The organism is Streptomyces sp. NPDC005004, from assembly GCF_053600675.1.
The window spans coordinates 1-24,199 of record NZ_JBSGAH010000037.1; the positions used below are offsets into that span (position 1 = coordinate 1).

General features: G+C 72.0%; 15 protein-coding genes and 2 pseudogenes. 9 read left to right on the forward strand and 8 right to left on the reverse strand.

Features of this window, described 5'->3' with window-relative positions:
• A pseudogene (locus tag ACWEEU_RS30085) lies at window positions 1-486 on the forward strand (glucose-6-phosphate isomerase); the annotation flags it as partial.
• A 244-nt stretch (window positions 487-730) separates the two neighbouring features.
• Here the strand turns inward: ACWEEU_RS30085 and ACWEEU_RS30090 are convergent.
• Genes ACWEEU_RS30090 through ACWEEU_RS30100 form a run of 3 tightly spaced genes read right to left on the reverse strand, consistent with a single transcriptional unit; the run spans window position 731 to window position 4,317 of the window.
• Window positions 731-3,013, reverse strand: a complete 2,283-nt coding sequence (locus ACWEEU_RS30090; protein ID WP_451736738.1) for an FtsX-like permease family protein — start codon at window positions 3,011-3,013, stop codon at window positions 731-733.
• 42 nt (window positions 3,014-3,055) lie between these two features.
• Window positions 3,056-3,805: an ABC transporter ATP-binding protein gene (locus ACWEEU_RS30095; RefSeq protein WP_451736741.1), complete on the reverse strand. Its 750-nt coding sequence runs from the start codon at window positions 3,803-3,805 to the stop codon at window positions 3,056-3,058.
• Window positions 3,802-4,317 carry a PadR family transcriptional regulator gene (locus tag ACWEEU_RS30100; protein WP_385748029.1) on the reverse strand — a complete coding sequence of 172 codons (516 nt, stop codon included), beginning with the start codon at window positions 4,315-4,317 and terminating at the stop codon, window positions 3,802-3,804. The genes ACWEEU_RS30095 and ACWEEU_RS30100 overlap by 4 nt, the downstream gene beginning before the upstream one ends.
• A gap of 124 nt (window positions 4,318-4,441) precedes the next feature.
• On the opposite strand from ACWEEU_RS30100, the gene ACWEEU_RS30105 reads away from it, so the two are divergent.
• From ACWEEU_RS30105 to ACWEEU_RS30135, 7 genes and pseudogenes are all read left to right on the forward strand, one after another.
• A complete protein-coding gene (locus ACWEEU_RS30105) occupies window positions 4,442-5,701 on the forward strand; it encodes an ABC transporter substrate-binding protein (protein WP_451736745.1) in 1,260 nt (419 codons plus the stop codon).
• 135 nt (window positions 5,702-5,836) lie between these two features.
• Window positions 5,837-7,450: a glycoside hydrolase family 13 protein gene (locus ACWEEU_RS30110; RefSeq protein ID WP_451736748.1), complete on the forward strand. Its 1,614-nt coding sequence runs from the start codon at window positions 5,837-5,839 to the stop codon at window positions 7,448-7,450.
• A 39-nt stretch (window positions 7,451-7,489) separates the two neighbouring features.
• Complete coding sequence (locus tag ACWEEU_RS30115; RefSeq protein WP_451736751.1) at window positions 7,490-8,818, forward strand: ABC transporter substrate-binding protein; 1,329 nt, start codon at window positions 7,490-7,492, stop codon at window positions 8,816-8,818.
• Between the two features lie 8 nt (window positions 8,819-8,826).
• Window positions 8,827-10,188 carry a carbohydrate ABC transporter permease gene (locus tag ACWEEU_RS30120; RefSeq protein WP_451736754.1) on the forward strand — a complete coding sequence of 454 codons (1,362 nt, stop codon included), beginning with the start codon at window positions 8,827-8,829 and terminating at the stop codon, window positions 10,186-10,188.
• Window positions 10,185-11,024: a carbohydrate ABC transporter permease gene (locus ACWEEU_RS30125; protein ID WP_451736756.1), complete on the forward strand. Its 840-nt coding sequence runs from the start codon at window positions 10,185-10,187 to the stop codon at window positions 11,022-11,024. The genes ACWEEU_RS30120 and ACWEEU_RS30125 overlap by 4 nt, the downstream gene beginning before the upstream one ends.
• Window positions 11,025-11,251: 227 nt before the next feature.
• Window positions 11,252-15,301: pseudogene (locus ACWEEU_RS30130) on the forward strand (DUF4011 domain-containing protein); the annotation flags it as partial.
• A gap of 319 nt (window positions 15,302-15,620) precedes the next feature.
• Window positions 15,621-16,067 carry a DUF3320 domain-containing protein gene (locus ACWEEU_RS30135; protein WP_451736767.1) on the forward strand — a complete coding sequence of 149 codons (447 nt, stop codon included), beginning with the start codon at window positions 15,621-15,623 and terminating at the stop codon, window positions 16,065-16,067.
• 75 nt (window positions 16,068-16,142) lie between these two features.
• Here ACWEEU_RS30135 and pgl read toward each other — a convergent pair whose 3' ends face one another.
• From pgl to tkt, 5 genes are read right to left on the reverse strand one after another with little or no spacing between them, the layout of a single operon-like run.
• Window positions 16,143-16,925 (reverse strand): 6-phosphogluconolactonase, encoded by a 783-nt coding sequence (gene pgl / locus ACWEEU_RS30140; RefSeq protein WP_385745929.1) that lies wholly within the window; start codon window positions 16,923-16,925, stop codon window positions 16,143-16,145.
• Entirely contained in the window at window positions 16,922-18,034 is a 1,113-nt protein-coding gene (opcA, locus tag ACWEEU_RS30145; protein ID WP_451736759.1) for a glucose-6-phosphate dehydrogenase assembly protein OpcA, read from the reverse strand. Before opcA ends, pgl begins: the two co-directional genes overlap by 4 nt.
• Window positions 18,031-19,569, reverse strand: coding sequence for a glucose-6-phosphate dehydrogenase (gene zwf / locus ACWEEU_RS30150; protein WP_451736762.1), 1,539 nt, complete (start codon window positions 19,567-19,569; stop codon window positions 18,031-18,033). Before zwf ends, opcA begins: the two co-directional genes overlap by 4 nt.
• A 1-nt stretch (window position 19,570) precedes the next feature.
• Window positions 19,571-20,713: a transaldolase gene (tal, locus tag ACWEEU_RS30155; RefSeq protein ID WP_385745924.1), complete on the reverse strand. Its 1,143-nt coding sequence runs from the start codon at window positions 20,711-20,713 to the stop codon at window positions 19,571-19,573.
• Window positions 20,714-20,747: 34 nt separating this feature from the next.
• On the reverse strand, window positions 20,748-22,835 hold the full coding sequence (tkt, locus tag ACWEEU_RS30160) for a transketolase (RefSeq protein ID WP_385745923.1): 2,088 nt from the start codon (window positions 22,833-22,835) through the stop codon (window positions 20,748-20,750).
• Window positions 22,836-23,199: 364 nt separating this feature from the next.
• Between tkt and ACWEEU_RS30165 the strand changes: the two genes are divergently transcribed.
• Window positions 23,200-24,153, forward strand: coding sequence for a heme o synthase (locus ACWEEU_RS30165; protein ID WP_385745943.1), 954 nt, complete (start codon window positions 23,200-23,202; stop codon window positions 24,151-24,153).
• The last annotated feature ends 46 nt before the right edge of the window (window positions 24,154-24,199 follow it).

Consider the following 24,199-nt stretch of genomic DNA (forward strand, 5'->3'; position numbering starts at 1 on the left):
GCGTACTACCAGTTGATCCACCAGGGCACGAAGCTGATCCCGGCGGACTTCATCGGGTTCGCGCGTCCGGTCGAGGAGTTGAGCGACGCGCTCAAGGGCCAGCACGACCTGCTGATGGCCAACTTCTTCGCCCAGACCCAGGCACTCGCCTTCGGCAAGACGGCGGAGGAGGTCCGGGCGGAAGGGGTGCCGGAGGAACTCGTCGCGGCCAAGACCTTCCAGGGCGACCGCCCGACCACCACCATCCTTGCCCCGGAGCTGACCCCCTCGGTCCTCGGCCAGCTCATCGCCCTCTACGAGCACAAGGTGTTCGTCCAGGGCGCGATCTGGAACATCGACTCCTTCGACCAGTGGGGCGTCGAACTCGGCAAGGTCCTCGCCAAGCGGATCGAACCCGCCCTCACCGAGGGCGCCGAGGTCCCCGGTCTCGACCCGTCCACCAAGGCGCTGGTGACCGAGTACCGCGAGATGCGCGGCCGAGGCTGACGCCAGGCGCAGCCCCGAGGCCCCTGCCCCCGGGGCTGCCTCCCGGGCCCCGGGCCGGTCCCCGTGTCCCGCCCGTCGGGGGCTGCCGGGTCTGGTCGCCGGCCCCTCGGGTCTGCCACCCTGCCCTGCGCGACCAGGTCTGACCTCGGTCCGTGCCTGGGGCTGCCCAGGGCTACCGGGTCTGCCGGGTCTGCCGGGTCTGCCGCCGGGGCTGCCCCCGCCGTTCGTCCCCGGCGTCAGGGAGTCACCCCACCGCGCTCATCGTGTCCGCCGGTCGGCCGCGGGCCGACCGGGCGGCGGGCAGTGCGGCCAGGGCCGCCGCGCCCAGCACCGCGCCCGCGCCGACCACGAGCAGGAGGCCGGGGGAGGGGACGCGGGCCAGGCCGGTGCCGATGCCGGTGGAGTTGGCCTGGGCGTTGATCAGGCGTTGGGCCAGGGGGAGGCCGAGGGCGGTGGCGGCGAGGGCTGCCGCCAGGGCTGTGCAACTGATCGAGGTGACGGTGATCGCGGTGATCTGGCGGGGGGACATGCCGATGGCGCGCAGGGCGAGCACGTCTCGTTCGCCCTCGCGGACGGTGCCGCCGATGGCGGTGAGGAGTTCGACCAGACCGACGAGGGCGAGCACGGCGATCAGGCCCGCGACCACCGCGCGCAGGGGGGAGAGACCGTCGGCGGGGTTGGTGACGGTGTGCACGTCGAGGTGGCCGCCGCCCGCCGAGGTAAGCGCGGCGGCGACCTTTGCGGGGTCGGCGCCGGGGCGCATCCGGAGTTGGTAGAAGGCGGGGGAGAGCGTGGGGTCGTTCTCGCGGAGGGTGTCGAGGGAGGTCGTCACCGTGCGGCCGCCGTTCTGCGGTTCGAGGGCGCGGCCCACGATGTGCAGGATCTGCGGCTGGTCGCCGACCGTTATGCGGACCCAGTCGCCCACCCGGACGTGCAGCAGGTCGAGGAGGCCCTGGCCCGCCACCGCCTCGTCGGGCCCGTGCGCGCGCCGTCCCTCGACGAGGGCGTAGGGGTATGGGCGTTCGCGCGTGCCGAGACCGCGCAGGGCGATGGTGCCGGTCTGCCCGGGCACCAGCGCGGCCAGCTCCACACCCGGGTACGCCTCGGCGATCCGCGGGTCGGCCGCCAGCAGCTGCCGTATCCGCTGGTCGCTCAGTGCGTCGTCGGCGCGGACGGTGAGCGCGGCGGGCAGGCCCACGCGGGAGGGTTCGGTGTGGAAGCGGTCGATGGTGGTCCAGGCGCTCAGCGCGACCACCATGAGCAGCAGCGGAAGCGTCAGCCGGGCCAGCGCGGCGGAGGAGCGGCCGCGCCCGGCGAAGGCGCGGTGGCAGCCGAGGACCAGCGCGGCGGGCAGCCGTAGCCCCAGCGCTCGTCGGGCCACCTCGGTCAGCCCGGCGCCCGAGGGCCCGGCCGGCCGGGGCACCGGGACCGGCGGCACCCGCCCCGCGCGCCAGGCGGCGAGTCCGGTGGTCAGGCCGATGAGCAGTACCGTGCCGACGGGGACGGCCGACAGCGCCAGGGTGTGCCCCGGCAGCCCCTGCCACACGCCCACCGCGTCACCGAGCCGCCCCGGAACCCGCGCGCCGAGCCCCTCGATGAGCGCGGCCGCGACCACGGCGCCGAGCACGGCGTACGCCAGATGCTGGAGCAGGAAGACCCGTACGACCTGCGCGGGCGTGAACCCGATCGCCTTCAGCACCGAGATGTCCCGCAGATGCCCCCGGATGCGGGTGCCGATCGCCCCGTGCACCGCGAATCCGGCGGCGGCCAGCGCGCCGAGCCCGAACGCCCCGAGCACCTGGCCGAGCAGCCGGTTGTCGCCCTGTGCCTGGGCCCGCGCCTGCTGCCAGGTGGAGACCTCCCCGACCGCGCCCGCGCCCAGCCGGGTCACCGCGCGCTGGACGGCGTAGTCGGTGTCGGCGGGGTCGGCCAGGCGCAGCCCGGTGACCTGGTAGCCGGGGGCGCGCACGGCGGAGGGCAGCGCCCAGACCAGGCCCGGCTGTTCGCCCGCGCTGTAGCGGGGCTCCGCGCTGTCGGCGATGCCTTCCACGGTCAGGGTGCGGGTGGTGCCGGGCAGGGTGAGGGTGTCGCCGGGCTCGGCCAGCAGGGCGCGGGCCAGGCCGCTCTCCAGGACCACGCCGTCCGGCCGGGCGGCATCGAGCCAGTGCCCGGCGGTGAGCAACGGGCGTCCCACGGACGGTGGACGCACGGTGGCGCGCAGCTCCACCGAGGCCCGGGTGCCCCGGCAGGAGACGGTGGCGGCCTCGGTGGCGTACGGCCCGGCGACCGCGCGCACGCCGTCCAGACCGGCGAGCCGGGCGGCGTCGGCGGAGGGCGCGGTGTGCAGCCAGACATGTGCGCCGCGGGCCTGGGTGAAGATCCGCTGCCAGGGGTTGGTGGCGTAGCCGAACAGGGCGGCGGCAAGGAGCAGGGAGGCGACGATCCCGGCGGTGGCGAGGGACAGGAACAGCGCCTCGCCGCGGTGCGCGCGCAGATCGGAGTGGGCCCAGCGCAGGGTGGCACGCACGGGCTCAGCTCCTCGTGACGGCAGGACGGTCGTGCACGGCGCTCAGTCCCTCAGTTCCAGCACGCCCGAGGTGCCGGACCTCGGGGAGGGGGTGCCCGCGAGGACCGCGTCGTCGGCGACGCGGCCGTCGAAGAAACTGATCACGCGGTCCGCCGCGCTGGCGAGGCGGGCGTCGTGCGTGACCAGGACGATGCTCTGGCCGCGCGCGTGGAAGCGGGTCAGCAACCGCATCACCTCGCGGGTGCCCTTGCTGTCGAGACTGCCCGCGGGCTCGTCGGCGAGCAGCAGCGGAGGGTGGTTGACCAGCGCGCGGGCCAGCGCGACCCGCTGCTGCTCGCCGCCGGACAGCTCGCGGGGCATCGCGCGCTCCTTGCCGGTGAGACCCAGCTCGGCCAGCAGTGCCTCGCGCTCGGCGCGGGCGCGCTTCGGGGGAACGCCCGCGAGCAGCGCGGGCAGCTCCACGTTGTCCGCGACCGACAGGTTCGAGACCAGGTTGAAGAACTGGAAGACGATGCCGATGGATCTACGGCGCTCCACCGCCCAGCGCGCCTCGGTGAAGGAGTCCGTCGGGCGGCCGTCGAGCAGGATGCTGCCCGCGTCGGGGCGCTGGAGGCCGCCGAGCAGATGCAGCAGCGTGGACTTGCCCGCGCCGGAGGGCCCGGTGACGGCCACGAACTCGCCGCGCTCCACGGTCAGATCGACCCCGCGCACGGCCCGCACCGGGGCGCCCTCGCCGTGATGGGTCTTCTCCAGACCCACGGCCCGCAGCACGGGCGGCGGCTTCTCGCTCACTCCGGCCCCTCCAGTTCCTCCTGGCAGCGCTCCAGCCAGTCGAGGTCCGCCTGGAGATGCAGCATCGCGCCCTCGATGAGCAACTGGGCGACGCGGTTGTCCCGGTCCTCGGCCGCCGCAAGACGTGACAGGTCCCGCATGGTGTTCAGATAGCGGCGCCGCTGCCGGTTGATGAGGTCGATCTGGTCGGCGAGGCCGGTCCTGGGAGCCAGCGCGAGCTTCATGAAGAACTCGTCCCGCACCCGGGGTTCGCCCTCGGTCTCCTCGAACCAGACGTGCAGCGCCTCACGTCCGGCGTCGGTGAGGCGGTAGACCTTCTTGTTCGGACGGCCGGACTGCTCGACGTCCTCGCCCGCGATCAGCCCCGACTTCTCCAGGCGCCCGAGGGTCACATAGATCTGCCCGACGTTCGGCTGAGGGTACGCGGAGCCCAGCAGTTGCTCAAGGTCCTGTTTCAGCTCGTAGCCGTGGGCGGGGCCGCGCGCGAGGAGTGCCAGGAGGGGCAGACGCACTCGTGCTGTCCTCCTGTCCGCCGAATGTGCTCCACCCCCTAGTATCGCGCATACCTAACAGGTATACATGGCTCGGTCCCGGGCGATGAGGCCCGGGGCGCGTGGGGTGCACGGGGAGGAACCTATGCGGTGGACGCAGGCCGCCGGTAGGGGGCTTCTCGTTCTCGCCGTGGTGCTGGCCGGATGCGTGTCCTCCGGGGCCCGCGCCGACGGCGGAGACGGGCGCGGACCGCTCACCCTGGCCACCGCGGGCGACCTCACCGGCTACCTCGGCCCGCTGCTCGCGGGCTGGAACCGTACCCACCCCGCCGAGCGCGTCACCCTGGTCGAACTCCCGGACTCCGCCGACGAGACCCATGCGCAGATGACCACCGACCTGCGCGGCGGCGACCGTGGCCGCTTCGACGTCCTCAACATCGACGTCAACTGGACCTCCGAGTTCGCGGCGGCGGGCTGGATACGCCCGCTGCCCCCGGCCCGCTTCCCGCTGAAGACCTTCCTGCCCCCGGTCGTCGACACGGCCACCTACGAGGGGCGGCTGTACGCGGTCCCGTACGTCACCAACGCCGGGCTGCTGCTCTACCGCAAGGACGTACTCGACAAGGAGGGCGTGCCGCCCCCGCGCACCTGGGCCGACCTCGAGCACGACGCCCGCACCATCGCCCCGAAGTACGGACTCGACGGCTACGCGGGCCAGTTCCTGCCCTACGAGGGGCTGACCGTCAACGCGGCAGAGGCGGTGTACTCGGCCGGCGGCTCCATCCTCGGCGGCGAGGGCACCCGCGTCACCGTGAACTCCGACGCCGCCCGCGAGGGCATCGGCTTCCTGGCCCGGGGCGTGCGCGAGGGCTGGATACCGAAGGCTGCCCTCACCTACAAGGAGGAGGAGTCCAAGCAGGCGTTCCAGGACGGCCACCTGCTCTTCCTGCGGAACTGGCCCTACGCCGTCGCCTCCGCCAAGGGCTCCGAAGTGGCCGGGAAGATCGGCGCGGTGACGCTGCCCGGCCCGCACGGCCCCGGCACCAGCGTGCTCGGCGGCTCCAACCTGGCCGTCAACAGCCATGCGCGGCACCCCGATTCGGCGGCCCGGCTGATCGCCTACTTCACCAGCGAGGCCGTCCAGCGCCAGGTCCTCACCCGGGGCGCGCTGCCACCCGTGCGCGCCGCGCTGTACCAGGACCCGGACCTGATCCGGCGCTTCCCCTATCTGCCGACCCTGCGCACCGCCGTGCTCACGGCCGCCCCGCGCCCCAAGAGCCCGCGCTACGACCAGGTCAGCCTGGTCGTCCAGGCGGTCGTGCACGACGCGCTGACCGGTCGGCAGACCCCGGCCGCCGCCGTCCGCAGGCTGGCCCGGGAACTCGACGCCGTGGCCAGTCGCTAGTTACCTGTTAAGTAACGCACTCATATCGAAGCGCTTCTCTCTGTCCCGGTAAGTTCCTTTTTGTGTGCCCTGCTTGGCGACGCCGTGCGTTCTTCTCATTGACACCCCCAAGAAACAGCTACCTAACATGCATGTATGAAAAGGCACCACTGGTGGCGCGACGCGGTGATCTACCAGGTGTACGTCCGCAGCTTCCTGGACAGCACCGGTGACGGCGTCGGCGACCTCGCCGGAGTCCGCACGGGACTGCCGTATCTGAAGAAGCTCGGCGTGGACGGCGTCTGGCTGAGCCCCTTCTACCCGTCGCCCCAGCACGACCACGGCTACGACGTGGCGGACTACCGCGACGTCGACCCGCTCTTCGGCGACCTCGCCGAGTTCGACCTGCTGATGGCCGACGCCCGGCGGCTCGGCCTCAAGATCCTGCTCGACGTCGTCCCCAACCACTGCTCCAGCGAGCACCCCTGGTTCCGCGCGGCCCTCGCCGCCCCCGCGGGCAGCCAGGAGCGCGCCCGCTTCCACTTCGCCGAGGGACGCGGCCCGGACGGCGCCGAGCCGCCCAACAACTGGCACGCCATGTTCGGCGGCCCCGCCTGGACCCGGACCGACGACGGCCAGTGGTACCTGCACATGTTCACGCCCGAACAGCCCGACTGGAACTGGCGCCACCCCGAGATCCCCGCCGAGTTCGAGGAGGTCCTGCGCTTCTGGCTCGACCGGGGCGTGGACGGCTTCCGCATCGACGTGGCCGCCGGACTCTTCAAGCACCCCGAGCTGCCCGACTCCGACGACCCCGAGGCCGACGCCCGCACCCGCGACTCGGTCAACCCGCTCGCCTGGAACCAGCCCGAGGTGCACGACGTGTGGCGCCGCTGGCGCGCCGTCTGCGAGGAGTACACCGCCCGCGACGGCCGCGAACGGCTCCTGGTCGGCGAGGTCTCCGTGCCCACCGCCCGCGAGCACGCCGCCTACGTCCGCCCCGACGAGCTCCACCAGGCCTTCTTCTTCGACCTGCTCGGCGCGCCCTGGGACGCCGACGCCTTCCGCAAGGTCGTCTCCGAGGCCATGCGGGACATCGCGGGCACCGGCTCCACGCTCACCTGGGTCCTCAACAACCACGACCAGGTCCGCACCGTCACCCGCTACGGCGAACCCGCCCCCGGCGGCAGCGGACTCGGCGCCGCCCGTGCCCGCGCCGCCGCCCTGCTGATGCTCGCGCTGCCCGGCGCCGCGTACATCTACCAGGGCGAGGAACTGGGCCTGCCGGAGGTCGTCGACCTGCCCGACGACGTGCTCACCGACCCCGTCTTCCACCGCACCGGCAGCCGCGCCCGGGTCCGCGACGGCTGCCGGGTGCCGCTGCCCTGGTCGGGACAGGCGTCCCCGTTCGGCTTCACCACCGGCGTCGAGGGCGTCCGGACCTGGCTGCCCCAGCCCGACTACTTCGCCGAGTACGCCACCGAGCGCGCCCTCGCCGACACCCGCTCCTTCTGGCACCTCTACCGTGATGGGCTCCAACTGCGCGCATCGCTGCCGCAGTTGGGCGACGGTGACGGCACGCTGCGGTGGCTCGACACCGAGCCCGGCGTGCTCGCCTTCACCCGCGGCGACGGCCTGGTCTGCGCCGTCAACTTCTCCACCGCGCCCACGACCGCGCCCGTCCCGGGCACCCCCCTGCTCGCCAGCGGCCCCTGCCCGGCCGGGGAACTCCCCGGCTCCACCGCCGCCTGGTGGCTCGCCGACCTCTGATCCGCCGTCAACACCCACCTCCTCGAAGGGGCATCAACGATGATGCGACGACGTACCACCCTGCTCACCGGCTGCACCGCCCTCGTCCTCGCGCTCGGCGCGACCGCGTGCGGCGGCGACAAGCCCGTCTCCGCCGGGGGCGGCGACAAGGCGCTCACCGGCCAGACCGTCACCGTCGCCGGTGTCTGGTCCGGCAGCGAGCAGAAGAACTTCCAGAAGGTGCTCGACGCCTTCACGGCCAAGACCGGCGCCAAGACCCGGTTCACCTCCACCGGCGACAACGTCTCCACCGTCGTCGGCAGCAAGATCGAGGGCGGCAACGCCCCCGACGTGGTGATGGTCCCGCAGGTCGGCGTGCTCCAGCAGTTCGCGAAGAAGGGCTGGCTCAAGCCGCTGTCCGCCACCACCGAGAAGTCGGTCGACGCGGGCTTCGCCCCGGTCTGGAAGGAGTACGGCAGCGTCGACGGCACCCTCTACGGCCTCTACTTCAAGGCCGCCCACAAGTCCACCGTCTGGTACAGCCCCGACGCCTTCGCCCAGGCGGGCGTCAAGCCGCCGAAGACCTACGACGAGATGCTGAAGACCGGGCACACCATCTCCGACTCCGGACTCTCCGCCTTCGCCGTCGCCGGACAGGACGGGTGGACCCTCACCGACTGGTTCGAGAACGTCTACCTCTCGCAGGCGGGCCCCGAGAAGTACGACGCCCTGGCCGCCCACAAGCTCAAGTGGACCGACCCGAGCGTGGTGAAGACGCTCACCACCCTCGGCAAGCTGTTCAAGGACAAGCAGCTCGTCGCAGGCGGCGCCAAGGACGCGCTCAACATCGACTTCCCCGGCTCCGTCGAGAAGGTCTTCGGGCCCGAGCCCCAGGCGGGCATGGTCTACGAGGGCGACTTCGTGGCCGGCGTCGCCCACGACCAGTTCCACCGCACCATCGGCAAGGACGCCGACTTCTTCCCCTTCCCGGCGGTCGACGGCGGCACCGCGCCCGTGGTCAGCGGCGGTGACGCGGCGGTCGTCCTCAAGGACGGCAAGAACGCCAAGGCCGGCATGAAGCTCCTGGAGTTCCTGGCCACGCCCGAGGCCGCCGCCGTCTGGGCCAAGGCGGGCGGATTCCTCTCCCCGAACAAGAGCCTCGACCTCGCCGCCTACGGCGACGACGTCACCCGCGCCACCGCCAAGTCCCTCGTCGGCGCCGGGGACTCCGTCCGCTTCGACATGTCCGACCAGGCCCCGGCCGCGTTCGGCGGCACGAAGGGCGCCGGGGAGTGGAAGCTCCTCCAGGACTTCCTGCGCGACCCGTCCGACCCCAAGGGCACCGCGGCGAAGCTGGAGTCCGCGGCGGCCAAGGCCTACCAGGACTGAGTGGCCCGATGACCGCCACCGTCCCCGTCAAGGAACAGGCGGCCCCGTCCGCCGCCGGGCCGGCGCGTCCGCGCCGTGCCCGGCGGCGCGGCCGGGCGGTCGCCCTCCTCTTCGTCTTCCCCGCGCTGCTCCTGCTCGGCGCCCTCGTCGTCTACCCGGTGCTCTTCTCGATCGGGCGCAGCTTCTTCGACGCCTCCGGCACCCGGTTCGTCGGCGGCGGCAACTACGCCGAGATGTTCCAGGACCCGGCCACCGTGAAGGCCATCAGGAACACCGCCATCTGGGTCGTCGTCGCCCCCGCCCTGCTCACCGGGCTCGGTCTGATCCTCGCCGTCCTGGTGGAGAAGGTCCGCTGGGCCACCGCCTTCAAGCTGCTGCTGTTCATGCCGATGGCGGTCTCCTTCCTCGCAGCCGGGATCATCTTCCGGCTCGCCTACGACGAGGACCCCGACAAGGGCGTCCTCGACGCCGCCGTCGTCTCCGTGCACGACGCCTTCGCCGGGACCTCCTCCTACCCCACCGCCCGCGCCCGCGACGGCCACGGGCTCACCCGGGCGGCAGGTGGCGCGTACACCACGGCCACCGGGGTCTCGCCGGGCGGCGCGCCCGCGGTCCTCCCGATGGTCGGCGTCCTGCCCAAGGACCTCCCCCAGGGCGCCGAACCCGCGCGGCAGCCCTCGGGCCACGCCCCCTCCGGCGAGGTGCGCGGTGTCGTCTACCTGGACTTCACCCCCGGCGGGGGAGGGAAGCAGGGCCGGGTCGACGCCAGGGAGAGCGGGCTGCCCGGCATGAAGGTCGAGGCCGTGCGCGACGGGCACACCGCCGCCACCGCGACCACCACCGCCGACGGCTCCTTCCGCTTCACCCACCTCGCCGCCGGTACGTACGCGCTCCGGTTGCCCGGCACCAACTTCGCCCCGCCCTACCAGGGCGTCTCCTGGCTCGGACCGGCGCTGGTCACCCCCGCGATCATCGGCGCGTACCTCTGGATCTGGACCGGCTTCGCCATGGTGCTCATCGGCGCGGGACTGTCCACACTGCCCCGGGAGACCCTGGAGGCGGCCCGGGTGGACGGCGCGAACGAGTGGCAGATCTTCCGCCGCATCACCGTCCCGCTGCTCGCGCCCGTGCTCACGGTCGTCTTCGTGACCCTCGTGATCAACGTGATGAAGGTGTTCGACCTCGTCTACATCATCGCGCCGGGCCCGGTGCAGGAGGACGCCACCGTCCTTGCCACCCAGATGTGGCTGGTCTCCTTCGGCGGTGGCAACAACCAGGGTCTGGGCAGCGCCCTCGGCGTGCTCCTGCTGCTCCTGGTGATCCCCGCGATGGTCTTCAACGTCCGCCGTTTCAAGAGGAGTCAGCGATGAACGCGGTCCGGCGCGGCCTCGGCAACGGTCTGGTCCAGGCGTTCCTGGTGGTGATCGGGCTGGTCTGGCTGACCCCGCTCGCGGGGCTGTTCGTCTCCTCGATGCGCACCCCCGAGGACACCGCCAGGGGCGGCTGGTGGACGGCGCTCACGAGCCCCGGCCAGTTGTCGTTCGACAACTACACGGCCCTGCTGAAGAACTCCGGTATGACCCAGGCGTTCTGGAACACCGTGCTGATCTCGGTGCCGGCCACCGCCCTGGTCGTCGTGCTCGCGGCACTCGCCGGATACGCCTTCGCCTGGCTGGAGTTCCCGCTCAGGGAACCGTTCTTCCTGCTGGTGGTCGCCCTGTTGGTGGTGCCGGTGCAGATCGGTCTGCTCCCCGTCGCCAAACTCTTCGGCCGGCTCGGTCTGTTCGGCACGATCCCGGGCGTGGTCCTCTTCCACGTGGCCTACGGGCTGCCGTTCGCGGTGTTCCTGCTGCGGAACTACTTCGCCGAGATCCCGAAGGAGATGCTGGAGGCGGCCCGGATGGACGGCGGGGGCGAGTGGCGGATCTTCACGCGGTTGGTGCTGCCCGTGGGGCGCCCCGCCCTCGCGAGCCTCGCCATCTTCCAGTTCCTGTGGGTGTGGAACGACATGCTGGTCGCGCTGCTCTTCGCGGACAGCTCGGCCCAGCCGCTCACCGTGCAACTCCAGTCGCAGATACGCCAGTTCGGCAGCAACATCGACGTGCTGGCGCCGGGCGCCTTCCTCTCGCTGATCGTGCCGGTGGTCGTCTTCTTCGCCTTCCAACGGCACTTCGTGCAGGGCGTGATGGCGGGGTCCGTCAAGTGACGGCGACGACGGGGCACAGGACATCCCCGGTTTGTTCACAACAAGTTCATCTCGGATCGTCGATCTTCGGCGTGGCGTGGAAAAACACCTGATAGGGAGGTGTCTCCAGGGGGGCCGGTGAGGGTGGCTTCCCCTGCCCAGCTCCGGGAGGTACCCACCCCATGGCCCACCAGCCGCAGAATCCGTTGAAGGCCGTGCTCGACGGATGGCGGAACTCTCTGCTGGACATGGGCGGCCGCAACCGGCTGCTCAACTTCCGGCACACCAGGACCGCCACGCTGGAGATCACCACGCCCGACGCGGCGGCCCTCCTCGCGGAGCTGGGCAGGGGCTGGGAGTTCGCACCGGTCGCCGAGCGGCCGGAAGGCGTGGCACTGGCCAAGGAGGGCGACGACAGCGGCGCTTCCAGCGGCGGGGCGGCAGCCCGGCGCTCCCGCCCCGGACTCGTCACCCAGAAGACCACCCAGGCGTCCCTGGACACCTCCCTGTACCAACTGCGCCAGAAGTCCGGCCAGATGTACAACGACTACGGCCTGTGGGTGCTGTGGCTCGGCGTCGGCATCGTCGACTGGCGCGAGCCCGGCGCCCACGAGAGCAGCGCCGCACCCCTGCTCCTCGTCCCGGTGGAGCTGCGCCGGGACGGCAACCGCCGCTACCGGCTCCACCCGGCCGAGGGCCAGGACCGCATCCACAACCCCGCGCTCGCCGTGAAGCTGGACCGGCTCGGCGTCGACTGGAGCGCTGTCACCGCCACCGACCCCGCCGACCTGCCCGGCGTCCTCGCCGCCGCCCGCCGGGCCACCGGCGCCCTGAAGGACTGGACCGTCGAAGAGCGCGTGGTGCTCGGCCTGTTCGCCTCCCACCGCGAGGCGATGTACCAGGACCTCCAGCAGAACGAGGAGCAGATCCTCGCCCACCCGCTGGTCCGCGCCGTGGCCCTCGGACCCGACGCCGGGCTCCCCGACGGTCTCGTCGACTTCGAGCCCGCCGGACTCGACCGCATCGACGAGGTCCAGCTTCCCGAGCGGACGCCCCTGGTGCTCGACGCCGACGCCTCCCAGCGCCAGTGCGTCGCCGCCGCCCTCGACGGCCGGTCCTTCGTGATGAGCGGACCGCCCGGCACCGGCAAGAGCCAGACGATCACCAACCTGATCGCCGCCCTCATGCACGCGGGCCGCAGCGTGCTGTTCGTCAGCGAGAAGGCCGCCGCCCTCGACGTCGTACGCAACCGGCTGCGCGGGGTCGGCCTCGGCGACTTCGTCATGGCCCTGCACAGCGGTGACACGAGCAAGAAGGCCGTCGCCACCGAACTCGCCCGGGTCCTCACCACCGAGGCCCGCGTCACCGGCGCCGCCGCGCACGAGCTGGAGCACGCCCGCAGGCTGCGCGAGGAGCTGTCCGCCTACGCCGCCGCCATGAACGAGACCCGCGACCCGCTCGGCCGCACCCTGCACGACGTGCTCGGCCGCCTCGTCCTGCTGGAACAGGCCGACACCCCGCGGCTCCCGCTGGGCACCGAGAGCGCCAGGGCGGTGCGCACGCTGAGCGCCGGCGCCCTGCGCGACCTCACCGCCGCCGCGGGGACGGTCGCCCGCGCCTGGCGCCCCGCCGCCGAGGGCGATGCCTTCCCCTGGCGCGGGCTCGTCGGCACCGCCCCGCACCAGGCCGTCTCCGAGGCCGCCGACGCCCTCGGCGCGCTGGTGACGGCCGCCGAGCGCCGCCCCTTCGCCGTCAGCGAGCCCGCACCCCGCACGCTGCGCGAACTCCAGCAGCTCGTGCGCACCCTGCGGGCGGGCCTGCCGAACGCCCCCGCCCCGGCCGACGGCATCCTCCCCGACGACGTCACCGACCGCACCGCACAGCTCGCGGACCTGTTCGGGATGCCCAAGCCCGACCGCGCGGCCGACGCCTTCGCCCTGTGCGAGCTGACCCGGCTCACCACCGCGGGACAGCGCCCGCCGCGCGGCTGGTTCGACGCCGGCACCCTGCGCCGCGCCCACGAGGCCGCGCGGGAACTGCGTACCGCCCTGGACGCCGAGGAACGGGCCCGCGCGGCCGCCGCCGACGTGTTCGGGGAGAAGGTGCTCACCGAGACCGGGCTGCCCGACCTGGTCAAGCGCTTCGCGGAACGGCACCGGGGCCTGATGGCCCGCTTCTCCGCGCAGTACAAGGCCGACCGCGCCACCGTGACCGCCCTCGCCCGCGGCGGCACCTGGGACAAGTCCCTGCCCGCCCGGCTGGACGACGCCCTGGCCTGGTACGAGACGGCGGCCGAGGTGACCCGGCTCGCCGACACCCACGCCGCCCTCCTCGCGCCGTACACCCCGCGCACTCTCGACGCGTGCGCCGCCCTCGACCGTGCCCTGGCCACCGCCGACCGGATCGCCGCGCTCGGCGGCGCCGCCGAACGCCCCGGCGCGCTCGTCGACCGGCTCGCCGTGGACGCCGAGCCCGACCCGCTGCCCGCCCTGCTGGCCGACCACGTCCAGAGCGCGCTCGGCGCCTGGTGCGCGGTCGCCGACGCCCGCGCCGAGCGCTGGAACCGGGCCGTCACCGACCTCCTCGACCAGTTCGACACGGCCCGCCGCACCCAGCTCTCGCCCGCCCTGCTCGGCACCCTCGCCGAGGCCGGACAAGCCGTCGACGCGCTGCGTGACGACCCCCAGGGCCCGCAGGTCTGGCACGCCCACCTCGCCGGTGTCGCCGTGCTCGCCCGGCACGGTGCCGACGCCCTGGTCACCGGCGCCGCCGAACGCGGACTCGACCCCGCCAAGCTGCCCGAGATGGCCGAACAGGCGGTGCTGCGCGCCTGGGCGGACGACCTCCTCGCCACCGACCCGCGCCTGCGCAGCACCCGCTCCGAGGACCTGGACACCCGCGTCGCCGACTTCCGCGCGGCCGACCTGCGGCTGATCGCGGCGGCGGGCGGCGCCGTGACCGAGGCGTGCAACAAGCGGCGGCCCCGCAACTTCGCGGGCGGCGCCGGTGCCGTCATCGTCCGCGAGGCGGAGAAGAAGACCCGCCACATGCCGGTGCGCGAACTGCTCGGCCGCACCCGCGAGGTCGTCCAGGCGGTCAAGCCCTGCTTCATGATGAGCCCGCTGACGGTCAGCCAGTTCCTGCCGCCGGACTTCCACTTCGACGTGGTGGTCTTCGACGAGGCGTCCCAGGTACGGCCCAGCGACGCGGTCAACTGCATCTACCGCGGCCGCACCCTGATCGTCGCCGGTGACGACAAGCAGCTGCCGCCGACCTCGTTCTTCGACTCCGCCGTGGACGACGACTCCGACGAGTACGCCGACGACCTGCCCGACTCCTTCGAGTCCCTGCTGCACGCCTGCAAGGCGGGCGCCATGCGCGAACTCCCGCTGCGCTGGCACTACCGCAGCCGCCACGAGAACCTGATCACCTTCAGCAACCGCGAGTTCTACGCCAACTCGATGATCACCTTCCCCGGCGCCGTGGCCGAGGGCGACGACGTCGGCGTGGCCTTCCTCGACGCCCAAGGCGCCTACGACCGGGGCGGGCGCCGCGACAACCGCGTCGAGGCCGAGTACGTCGCCCGCCGCGTCCTGCACCACTTCGACACCCGCCCCGGCAAGACCCTCGGCGTCGTCGCCCTCTCCCAGGCCCAGGCGTCCGCCATCGACCTCGCCGTGCAGCAGGCCCGGCTCGCCCGCCCCGACCTCGACCACTGCTTCACCGAGGACCGGCTCGACGGATTCTTCGTGAAGAACCTCGAATCCGTGCAGGGCGACGAGCGCGACGTGATGATCATGTCCATCGGCTACGGCCCCGACGAACACGGCCGCCTCGGCCTCAACTTCGGTCCCATCAACAAAAGCGGCGGCTGGCGGCGCCTCAACGTCGCGGTCACCCGCGCCCGTTACCGCATGGAAGTCGTCTCCTCCTTCCGCGGCACCGCCCTCGCCGACAGCCCCAACGAGAGCGTGCAGTACCTCAAGCGCTACCTCGAATACGCCGAGAACGGCCCCTCCGTCCTCGCCCGCGACGTCCTCCAGTGCGACGCCGAACCCGACAGCCCCTTCGAGGAGTCCGTCCTCGCCGTCCTGCGCGACTGGGGCTACCGCGTCCAGTCGCAGGTCGGCGTCGCCGGATACCGCATCGACCTCGGTGTACGCCACCCCGCGCTGCCCGGCGCCTACGCCCTCGGCATCGAGTGTGACGGCGCGATGTACCACTCCTCCAAGGCCGCCCGCGACCGCGACCGGCTGCGCGAGCAGGTGCTGAACGGACTCGGCTGGCGGCTGCACCGCATCTGGGGCACCGACTGGTACCGGGGCCGCGCGGCGGCCGAACTCCGCCTGCGCCAAGCCGTCGAACAGGCCGTTGCCGACGGCCCGTTGCTCACCGTGACCGGCCCGGAGCCCACCGCCCCCGCACCGGTCGGCGCCGCCGGCACCGCACCCACCGCCGACGCGCCCCTGGAGCCGGTGGTCGAGCGCGTGCCCGTCGACATCGCCGCGCAGCGGGAGTGGAGCGCCCCCTACACGCCCGCCGCCGTCACGGTCACCCCCCCGGTACGAACTCCACACCCAGGAGGCCCGGCCCGCCCTGCGCGAGGCGCTGACCCGCATCGTCGAGGCCGAAGGCCCCGTCCACGAGGACCTGTTGGTCCAGCGGGCCCGCGAGGCGTGGGGCGTCGGCCGCGCGGGAAGCCGCATCCGCGACAACGTGCGCGCGGTGGCCGACGCCCTCGTGCGCGCCGGGCAACTCACCTCGGCCGACGGCTTCTACGCTCTCGCCAAGTCCGGTCCGGCCAAGGCCCGTCACCCGCGGGACGGCGAGACGCCCCGCAAGGTCGTGCACATAGCGCCGGGGGAGCGGCACGTCGCCCTGTACGAACTGGCCGTCGAGTGCCCCGGTCTGAGCGAGGACGAACTGGTCAAGCTGGCCTGCGAGTTCTTCGGCTGGCGGCGCACCGGCAAGGACATCCGCGACCGGCTCGCCGCCGACATCGCCGAACTGCGCCGCGCCGGACGCCTCCAGGGCGGTTCCGGCCAGATCGCCGCCGTCCGCTGAACCCCGCCCGCACGAGACGGGTACGCGAAAGGGCGGTGGGAGCCTCAAGCTCCCACCGCCCTTTCCCGGTTCAGCTCACGGAGAGGCCGGAGGGTACAGCGAACGCGGCAGATCCTTCGCCGCCGCCGAGTCCAGCAGCCACAGCGTCCGCGCCCGGCCCTGGGCGCCCGCCGCCGGGGCCTGGATCTCGCCCGCGCCGGACAGCGCCATCGCCACCGCCTCGGCCTTGTCCTCGCCCGCCGCCAGCAGCCACACCTCACGCGCCGCGCGGATCGCGGGCAGCGTCAGCGAGACACGGGTCGGCGGCGGCTTGGGCGCGCCGTGCACACCCACCACCGTGCGCTCGGTCTCCCGGACGGCCGGCAACTCCGGGAACAGGGAGGCCACATGGGTGTCCGGGCCGACGCCGAGCAGCAGCACGTCGAACTCCGGCACCTCGGCGTGGTCCTCGGGACCTGCCGCCTTGGCCAGCTCCGCCGCGTACGCCTCGGCCGCCGCGTCCACGTCCGCGCCGTACGGACCGTCCGAGGCGGGCATCGGGTGCACCCGCTCCGGGTCCAGCGGTACGGCGTCGAGCAGGGCCTCGCGGGCCTGCGTGTAGTTGCGGTCCGGGTCGCCCTCGGGGAGGTAGCGCTCGTCGCCCCACCACAGGTCCAGCCGGCTCCAGTCGACCGCGTCCCGCGCGGGCGCCGAGGCCAGCGCGGCCAGCAGACCGTTGCCGTTGCGGCCGCCCGTGAGGACCACGGAGGCGTGACCGCGCGAAGCCTGCGCGTCCACGATCTTCGTGATCAGACGCGCCGCGGCGGCCTCGGCCATCAGTTCCTTGTCGCGGTGCACGACCAGTTGCGGAGTGCTCACTTCGACGCCGCCTTCCTCGCGAGGGAGTTGGGAGTCGGCTTCTCGACCGCCGCCTCCTCGGCCACGGCTTCCTCGGCCACGACCTCCGTCACCACGTCCTCGGCCGCGGCCTGTTCGGCCGCCGCCTCCTCCGCCGCGACGTCCTCGGCCACCACCTCGGACAGTCCCGCCACCGCGTCCTCCGCCTTCGTCAGCCGCTCCACGCCGTAGCGCAGCGCCGCCGCGTAGGTGTCGTCCGGGTCGAGCCGGCGCAGTTCCTCCGCGATCAGCTCGGCGGTGTCCCGCCGCTTGAGCGCGACCGCGCGGGCCGGCTGACCCGAGATGGACAGGGTGGCCAGCGAACCGTCCGCCCGGTCGAGGACGATCGGCCCGCACGTGGTGTCCATGCGGACGGCGGTGAGCCCCGGGCCCGACGACAGCGTCCGCTTCACCGGCACCGCGAGCCGGTCCGCCAGCCACATCGCGAGCAGCTCGCAGCTCGGGTTGAACTCCTCGCCCTCCACCTCGACACCGGTGACCTCGCAGACCACCTGGTCCAGGGCCGCCGCCAGCATCGAGCGCCACGGCGTGATCCGGGTCCAGGCGAGGTCGGTGTCGCCGGGAGTGTAGGTCTCGGCACGGGCGGCCAGTTCCCGCACCGGCTGCTCGGCGGCGTAGGTGTCGGTGACCCGGCGCTGCGCGAGCGCGCCCAGCGGGTCCTTGGCCGGGTCCAGCGGCGAGGCCACCGGCCACCAGACGACCACGGGGGCGTCGGGCAGCAGCAGCGGAAGCACGACCGAGTCGGCGTGGTCGGAGACCTCGCCGTGCAGCCGCACCACCACGGTCTCCCCGGTGCCCGCGTCCGCGCCCACCCGCACCTCGGCGTCGAGCCGCGAGGAGGTGCGGTCGCGCAGGGTACGGGCGTGCCGCTTGATGACGACCAGGGTGCGCGAGGGATGCTCGCGCGAGGCGTCGTTGGCGGCGCGCAGCGCGTCGTAGGCGTTCTCCTCGTCGGTGACGATGACGAGGGTCAGGACCATGCCGACGGCGGGGGTGCCGATCGCCCGGCGGCCCTCCACCAGCGCCTTGTTGATGTCTCCGGCGGTGGTTCCGGTCAGGTCTATCTTCATGGCCGGCGCCAGCTCCGTCCGTCTCGTGCGAGCATCTCGTCCGCCTCGGCCGGACCCCACGTACCCGACTTGTACTGTGCGGGCCTGCCGTGGGTGTCCCAGTACTCCTCGACCGGGTCGAGGATCTCCCAGGACAGCTCGACCTCCTCCGTGCGCGGGAAGAGGTTGGCGTCACCGAGGAGCACATCGAGGATCAGCCGCTCGTACGCCTCGGGGCTGGACTCGGTGAAGGACTCGCCGTACGCGAAGTCCATCGACACGTCCCGGATCTCCATCGAGGTGCCCGGCACCTTGGAGCCGAAGCGCACCGTGATGCCCTCGTCCGGCTGGACGCGGATGACGATCGCGTTCTCGCCCAGCTCCTCGGTCGCCGTGTGGTCGAACGGGGAGTGCGGGGCGCGCTGGAAGACCACCGCGATCTCGGTGACCCGGCGGCCGAGCCGCTTGCCGGTGCGCAGATAGAAGGGAACACCCGCCCAGCGGCGGTTGTCGATCTCCAGCTTGACGGCCGCGTAGGTGTCGGTCTTCGACTCGGGGTCGATCCCGTCCTCTTCGAGGTAGCCGATGACCTTCTGGCCGCCCTGCCACCCGGCCGCGTACTGACCGCGCACCGTGTGCCGGCCCAGCTCGTCCGGCAGCCGGACGGCGCCGAGCACCTTGGTCTTCTCCGCCGCCAGCGCGTCCGCGTCGAAGGAGGACGGCTCCTCCATCGCGGTCAGCGCGAGCAGCTGCAGGAGGTGGTTCTGGATGACGTCACGGGCGGCGCCGATGCCGTCGTAGTACCCGGCGCGGCCGCCGATGCCGATGTCCTCCGCCATGGTGATCTGCACGTGGTCCACGTAGGACCGGTTCCAGATCGGCTCGAACATGGTGTTGGCGAAGCGCAGCGCCAGGAGGTTCTGGACGGTCTCCTTGCCGAGGTAGTGGTCGATCCGGAACACCTGGTCCGGCTCGAACACCTCGTGCACGACCTTGTTCAGCTCCTCGGCCGACTTCAGGTCGTGGCCGAAGGGCTTCTCGATGACCGCGCGCCGCCAGGAGCCCCCGGTCTGGTCGGCGAGCCCGTGCTTCTTGAGCTGCTGGATGACCACGGGGAAGGCGCGCGGCGGCACCGACAGATAGAAGGCGAAGTTGCCGCTGGTGCCCTGCGCCTTGTCCAGCTCGTCGATGGTCGCGCGCAGCCGCTCGAACGCCTCGTCGTCGTCGAAGGTGCCCTGGACGAAGCGCATCCCCTGGAGGAGCTGCTGCCAGACCTCCTCGCGGAACGGCGTACGGGCGTGTTCCTTCACGGCGTCGTGGACGACCTGCGCGAAGTCCTCGTGCTCCCAGTCACGGCGGGCGAAGCCCACCAGGGAGAAGCCCGGCGGCAGCAGACCGCGGTTGGCGAGGTCGTAGACCGCGGGCATCAGCTTCTTGCGGGACAGGTCGCCGGTGACACCGAAGATCACCAGGCCCGACGGCCCCGCGATGCGCGGGAGCCGTCGGTCCGCGGGATCACGAAGCGGGTTGGCTCCGGAACCGTTGAGGGGTGACAAATCAGCCCTCCGAAGGGGCGAGCCGCTTGAGCTCCGCCTCGGTCGACTTCAGCAGGTCGTTCCAGGACCCCTCGAACTTGTCGACGCCCTCGTCCTCCAGGACCTTGACGACGTCGTCGTACGAGATGCCCAGGGCCTCCAGCGCGTCGAGGTCGGCGCGGGCCTGCTCGTAGGTGCCGGACACCGTGTTGCCGGTGATCTGCCCGTGGTCCTCGGTGGCCTCGAGCGTGGCCTCCGGCATGGTGTTGACCGTGTTCGGCGCGACCAGCTCGGTGACGTACATCGTGTCCGAGTACGCCGGGTCCTTCACACCGGTCGACGCCCACAGCGGACGCTGCTTGTTCGCGCCCGCCTTCTCCAGCGCCTTCCAGCGGTCGGACGGCGGCGTCGAATTGTCGGCGGAGCCGAACACCTCCTCGTACGCCTGGTAGGCGAGCCGGGCGTTGGCGATGGCGGCCTTGCCGCGCAGCGCCTTGGCCTCGTCGGTGCCGAGCGCCGCCAGCCGCTTGTCGACCTCGCTGTCCACGCGGGACACGAAGAAGGACGCCACGGAGTGGATCGTGGACAGGTCCAGGCCGCGCTCCTTGGCCTTCTCCAGGCCGGTCAGGTACGCGTCCATGACCTTGCGGTACCGGTCGAGGGAGAAGATCAGCGTGACGTTGACGCTGATGCCGTTGCCGATCGTCTCCGCGATAGCCGGCAGACCCGCCTCGGTGGCCGGGATCTTGATCAGCGCGTTGGGCCGGTCCACCAGCCAGGCCAGCTGCTTGGCCTCGGCGACGGTGGCGCGGGTGTTGTGCGCCAGGCGCGGGTCGACCTCGATGGAGACCCGGCCGTCCTGGCCGCCGGTCGCCTCGAAGACCGGACGCAGGATGTCGGCGGCGTCGCGGACGTCCGCCGTGGTGATCATGCGGATGGCCTCTTCCACGGTGACCTCGCGGGCGGCGAGGTCGGCGAGCTGCTGGTCGTAGCCGTCGCCCTGGGAGATCGCCTTCTGGAAGATCGTCGGGTTGGTGGTGACGCCCACGACGTGCTGCTGGTCGATCAGCTCGGCAAGATTGCCGGACGTGATCCGCTTGCGCGACAGGTCGTCCAGCCAGATCGCGACGCCTTCCTCGGAGAGGCGCTTGAGTGCGTCTGTCATGGAAAATGCATCTCCTACGTGTCGTTTACGGGCGTCAGCGCTGAGCGTCGGCGAGGGATTCCCGCGCCTTCGCGACCACGTTCTCCGGAGTGAAGCCGTACTCGCGGAACAGGACCTTGCCGTCCGCGGACGCACCGAAGTGCTCCAGGGAAACGATGCGGCCGGCGTCGCCCACGTACTTGTGCCAGGTGAGACCGATACCGGCCTCGACCGCGACCCGGGCCCTGACCGACGGCGGCAGCACGGACTCCCGGTACCCCCGGTCCTGCTCCTCGAACCACTCCACCGACGGCATCGAGACCACACGGGTCGGCACGCCGTCGGCCTGGAGCTGCTCACGCGCCTCGACGGCCACGTGCACCTCGGAACCGGTGGCGATCAGGATCACCTGGGGCTCGCCGCCCTCGGCCTCGAACAGGACGTAACCGCCACGGGCCGCGTCGTCGTTCGGGGCGTAGGTCGGCACACCCTGCCGGGTGAGGACCAGGCCGTGCGGCGCGCCCTTGCCGAACTCCTTCGTCCAGCGCTTCTGGATCTCGCGCCAGGCGATGGCGGTCTCGTTGGCGTCCGCCGGACGGACCACGTTCAGACCGGGGATCGCGCGCAGCGCGGCCAGGTGCTCGACCGGCTGGTGGGTCGGACCGTCCTCGCCCAGGCCGATGGAGTCGTGCGTCCACACGTACGTCACCGGCAGGTGCATCAGGGCCGACAGACGCACGGCGTTGCGCATGTAGTCGGAGAAGACGAGGAACGTACCGCCGTAGACACGGGTGTTCCCGTGCAGGGTGATGCCGTTCATCTCGGCGGCCATCGCGAACTCGCGGATGCCGAAGTGGATCGTCCGGCCGTACGGGTCCGCCTCGGGGAGCGGGTTGCCGGCCGGGAGGAAGGAGCTCTCCTTGTCGATGGTCGTGTTGTTCGAACCGGCGAGGTCGGCGGAGCCGCCCCACAGCTCGGGCACGATCGCACCGAGGTCCTGGAGGACCTTGCCGGAGGCGGCGCGGGTGGCGACGCTCTTGCCGGTCTCGAAGACCGGGATCTTCTCCGCCCAGCCGGCCGGCAGCTCGCCCGCGGCGATGCGGTCGAACTCGGCCGCACGCTCGGCGTTGTTGTCCCGCCACTCCTGGAAGGACTTCTCCCACTCGGCCTTGGCCTCGCGGCCGCGCTCCAGGGCGCCGCGCGTGTGGGCCAGCACCTCGTCGGCCACGGCGAAGGTCTGCTTGTCGTCGAAGCCGAGGACGCGCTTGGTGGCGGCGACCTCGTCGTCGCCGAGGGCCGAGCCGTGCGCCGCCTCGGTGTCCTGGGCGTTCGGCGCGGGCCAGGCGATGATCGAGCGCATCGCGATGAAGGACGGGCGGTCGGTGACGGCCTTGGCCGCCTCGATCGCCGCGTAGATCGCCTCGGGGTCCAGGTCGCCGTCGGACTTGGGCTCCACGCGCTGGACGTGCCAGCCGTACGCCTCGTACCGCTTCATCGTGTCCTCGGACACGGCGGTCTCGGTGTCGCCCTCGATCGAGATGTGGTTGTCGTCCCACAGCAGGATCAGGTTGCCGAGCTTCTGGTGGCCCGCGAGCGAGGACGCCTCGGCGGAGATGCCCTCCTGGAGGCAGCCGTCACCGGCGATGCAGTAGATGTAGTGGTCGAAGGGGGACGAGCCCTCCGGCGCGTCCGGGTCGAACAGACCGCGCTCGAAGCGGGAGGCCATGGCCATGCCCACCGCGTTGGCCACACCCTGGCCCAGCGGGCCGGTGGTGGTCTCGACGCCCCGGGTGTGCCCGTACTCCGGGTGGCCCGGGGTCTTCGAGCCCCAGGTGCGGAAGGACTTCAGGTCGTCCAGCTCCAGGCCGAAGCCGGCCAGGTAGAGCTGCGTGTAGAGGGTCAGGGACGAGTGGCCTGCGGACAGCACGAAGCGGTCCCGCCCCACCCACTCCGGGTCGGCCGGGTCGTGCCGCATCACCTTCTGGAAGAGGGTGTAGGCGGCCGGAGCCAGGCTCATCGCCGTGCCGGGATGGCCGTTGCCGACCTTCTGTACGGCGTCGGCGGCCAGGACACGAGCGGTGTCCACGGCCCGCTGGTCCAGCTCGGTCCACTCAAGGTCTGTGGTGGTCGGCTTGGTGCTCACCCTGGGTCAGGGCTCCTCTCCACATGTTGTTCGCCGGTCGTCGGGACAGGGCCCGTCCGGCCGCCGGTGGACAGCGTGTCCACCGGCCGTTGTCGAGCCTACCCCCGAGGGGACGTGCGTTTTTCGAGTCATTCCAGACTGCCGGGACTCGCTGCGATCCGCCTCCCGACCGGCCCGGAGGCGGCTTGGCACATGAATACGGAGAGGCTCGCCGTCCTGCTCAAACGCCCTCCGGCGAGCCCCGCGTCAACACGAGCGGACCCCGGCGAAAGGCGAGGTATGGGCAACGTCTAAAGTGGCGTGGTACGCGCGGGCCTTTACACCGGTTTCACACGGGTGGCCCGCTGGGATGTCTCTGTCAGGGGTGTGCGTGACGGCCGTCGAATCCCGTCCTGCTGCTGCGCTCGGTGCGAGCCGCAGCCCGGTCCACCGGCCGTTCGGCGCCCGGGTCAAGGGCTTCGTGGCGCTGACCAAGCCGCGGATCATCGAGCTGCTGCTCATCACCACGGTGCCGGTCATGTTCCTCGCCCAGCAGGGCGTGCCCGACCTCAAGCTGGTGCTGCTCACCTGCGTGGGCGGGTACCTCTCCGCGGGCGGCGCCAACGCGCTGAACATGTACATCGACCGGGACATCGACGCCCTGATGGACCGCACCTCGCAGCGGCCGCTGGTGACCGGCATGGTCAGCCCGCGCGAGTGCCTCGCCTTCGGTATCGGGCTGGCGGTCGTCTCCACCCTGCTCTTCGGATTCACCGTCAACTGGCTGTCCGCCTGGCTGTCGCTCGGAGCGCTCCTCTTCTACGTCGTCGTCTACACGATGATCCTCAAACGGCGTACGTCGCAGAACATCGTGTGGGGCGGCATCGCGGGCTGCCTGCCGGTGCTGATCGGCTGGTCCTCGGTCACCAACTCCATGTCGTGGGCGCCGGTCGTCCTCTTCCTCGTCATGTTCTTCTGGACGCCGCCGCACTACTGGCCGCTCTCCATGAAGGTCAAGGACGACTACGCCCGCGTGGGCGTGCCCATGCTCCCGGTCATCGCCTCCAACAAGGTCGTCGCCCGGCAGATCGTGATCTACAGCTGGGTGATGGTCGCCGTCTCCCTGCTGCTCCAGCCGCTCGGCTACACCGGCTGGTTCTACACGGCGGTCGCGCTGGCCTCGGGCGGCTTCTGGCTGTGGGAGGCGCACGGGCTGCAGAACCGGGCGAAGGCCGAGGTGACGGGCGTCAAGCTCAAGGAGATGCGGCTGTTCCACTGGTCGATCACCTATGTGTCGATCCTGTTCGTGGCGGTCGCGGTGGACCCGTTCCTCCGGTAGCCCGCTCGTTGTGTCTCGTGAGGGAGGGGCGCGTGGCCAAGGCCAC

Excerpts from the sequence above, each read along its gene's own strand:
- ACWEEU_RS30105 (WP_451736745.1), top strand. The coding sequence starts at position 4,442 with ATGCGGTGGACGCAGGCCGCCGGTAGGGGGCTTCTCGTTCTCGCCGTG.
- ACWEEU_RS30110 (WP_451736748.1), top strand. The coding sequence starts at position 5,837 with ATGAAAAGGCACCACTGGTGGCGCGACGCGGTGATCTACCAGGTGTAC.
- ACWEEU_RS30115 (WP_451736751.1), top strand. The coding sequence starts at position 7,490 with ATGATGCGACGACGTACCACCCTGCTCACCGGCTGCACCGCCCTCGTC.
- ACWEEU_RS30120 (WP_451736754.1), top strand. The coding sequence starts at position 8,827 with ATGACCGCCACCGTCCCCGTCAAGGAACAGGCGGCCCCGTCCGCCGCC.
- ACWEEU_RS30125 (WP_451736756.1), top strand. The coding sequence starts at position 10,185 with ATGAACGCGGTCCGGCGCGGCCTCGGCAACGGTCTGGTCCAGGCGTTC.
- opcA (WP_451736759.1), bottom strand. The coding sequence starts at position 18,034 with ATGAAGATAGACCTGACCGGAACCACCGCCGGAGACATCAACAAGGCG.
- tal (WP_385745924.1), bottom strand. The coding sequence starts at position 20,713 with ATGACAGACGCACTCAAGCGCCTCTCCGAGGAAGGCGTCGCGATCTGG.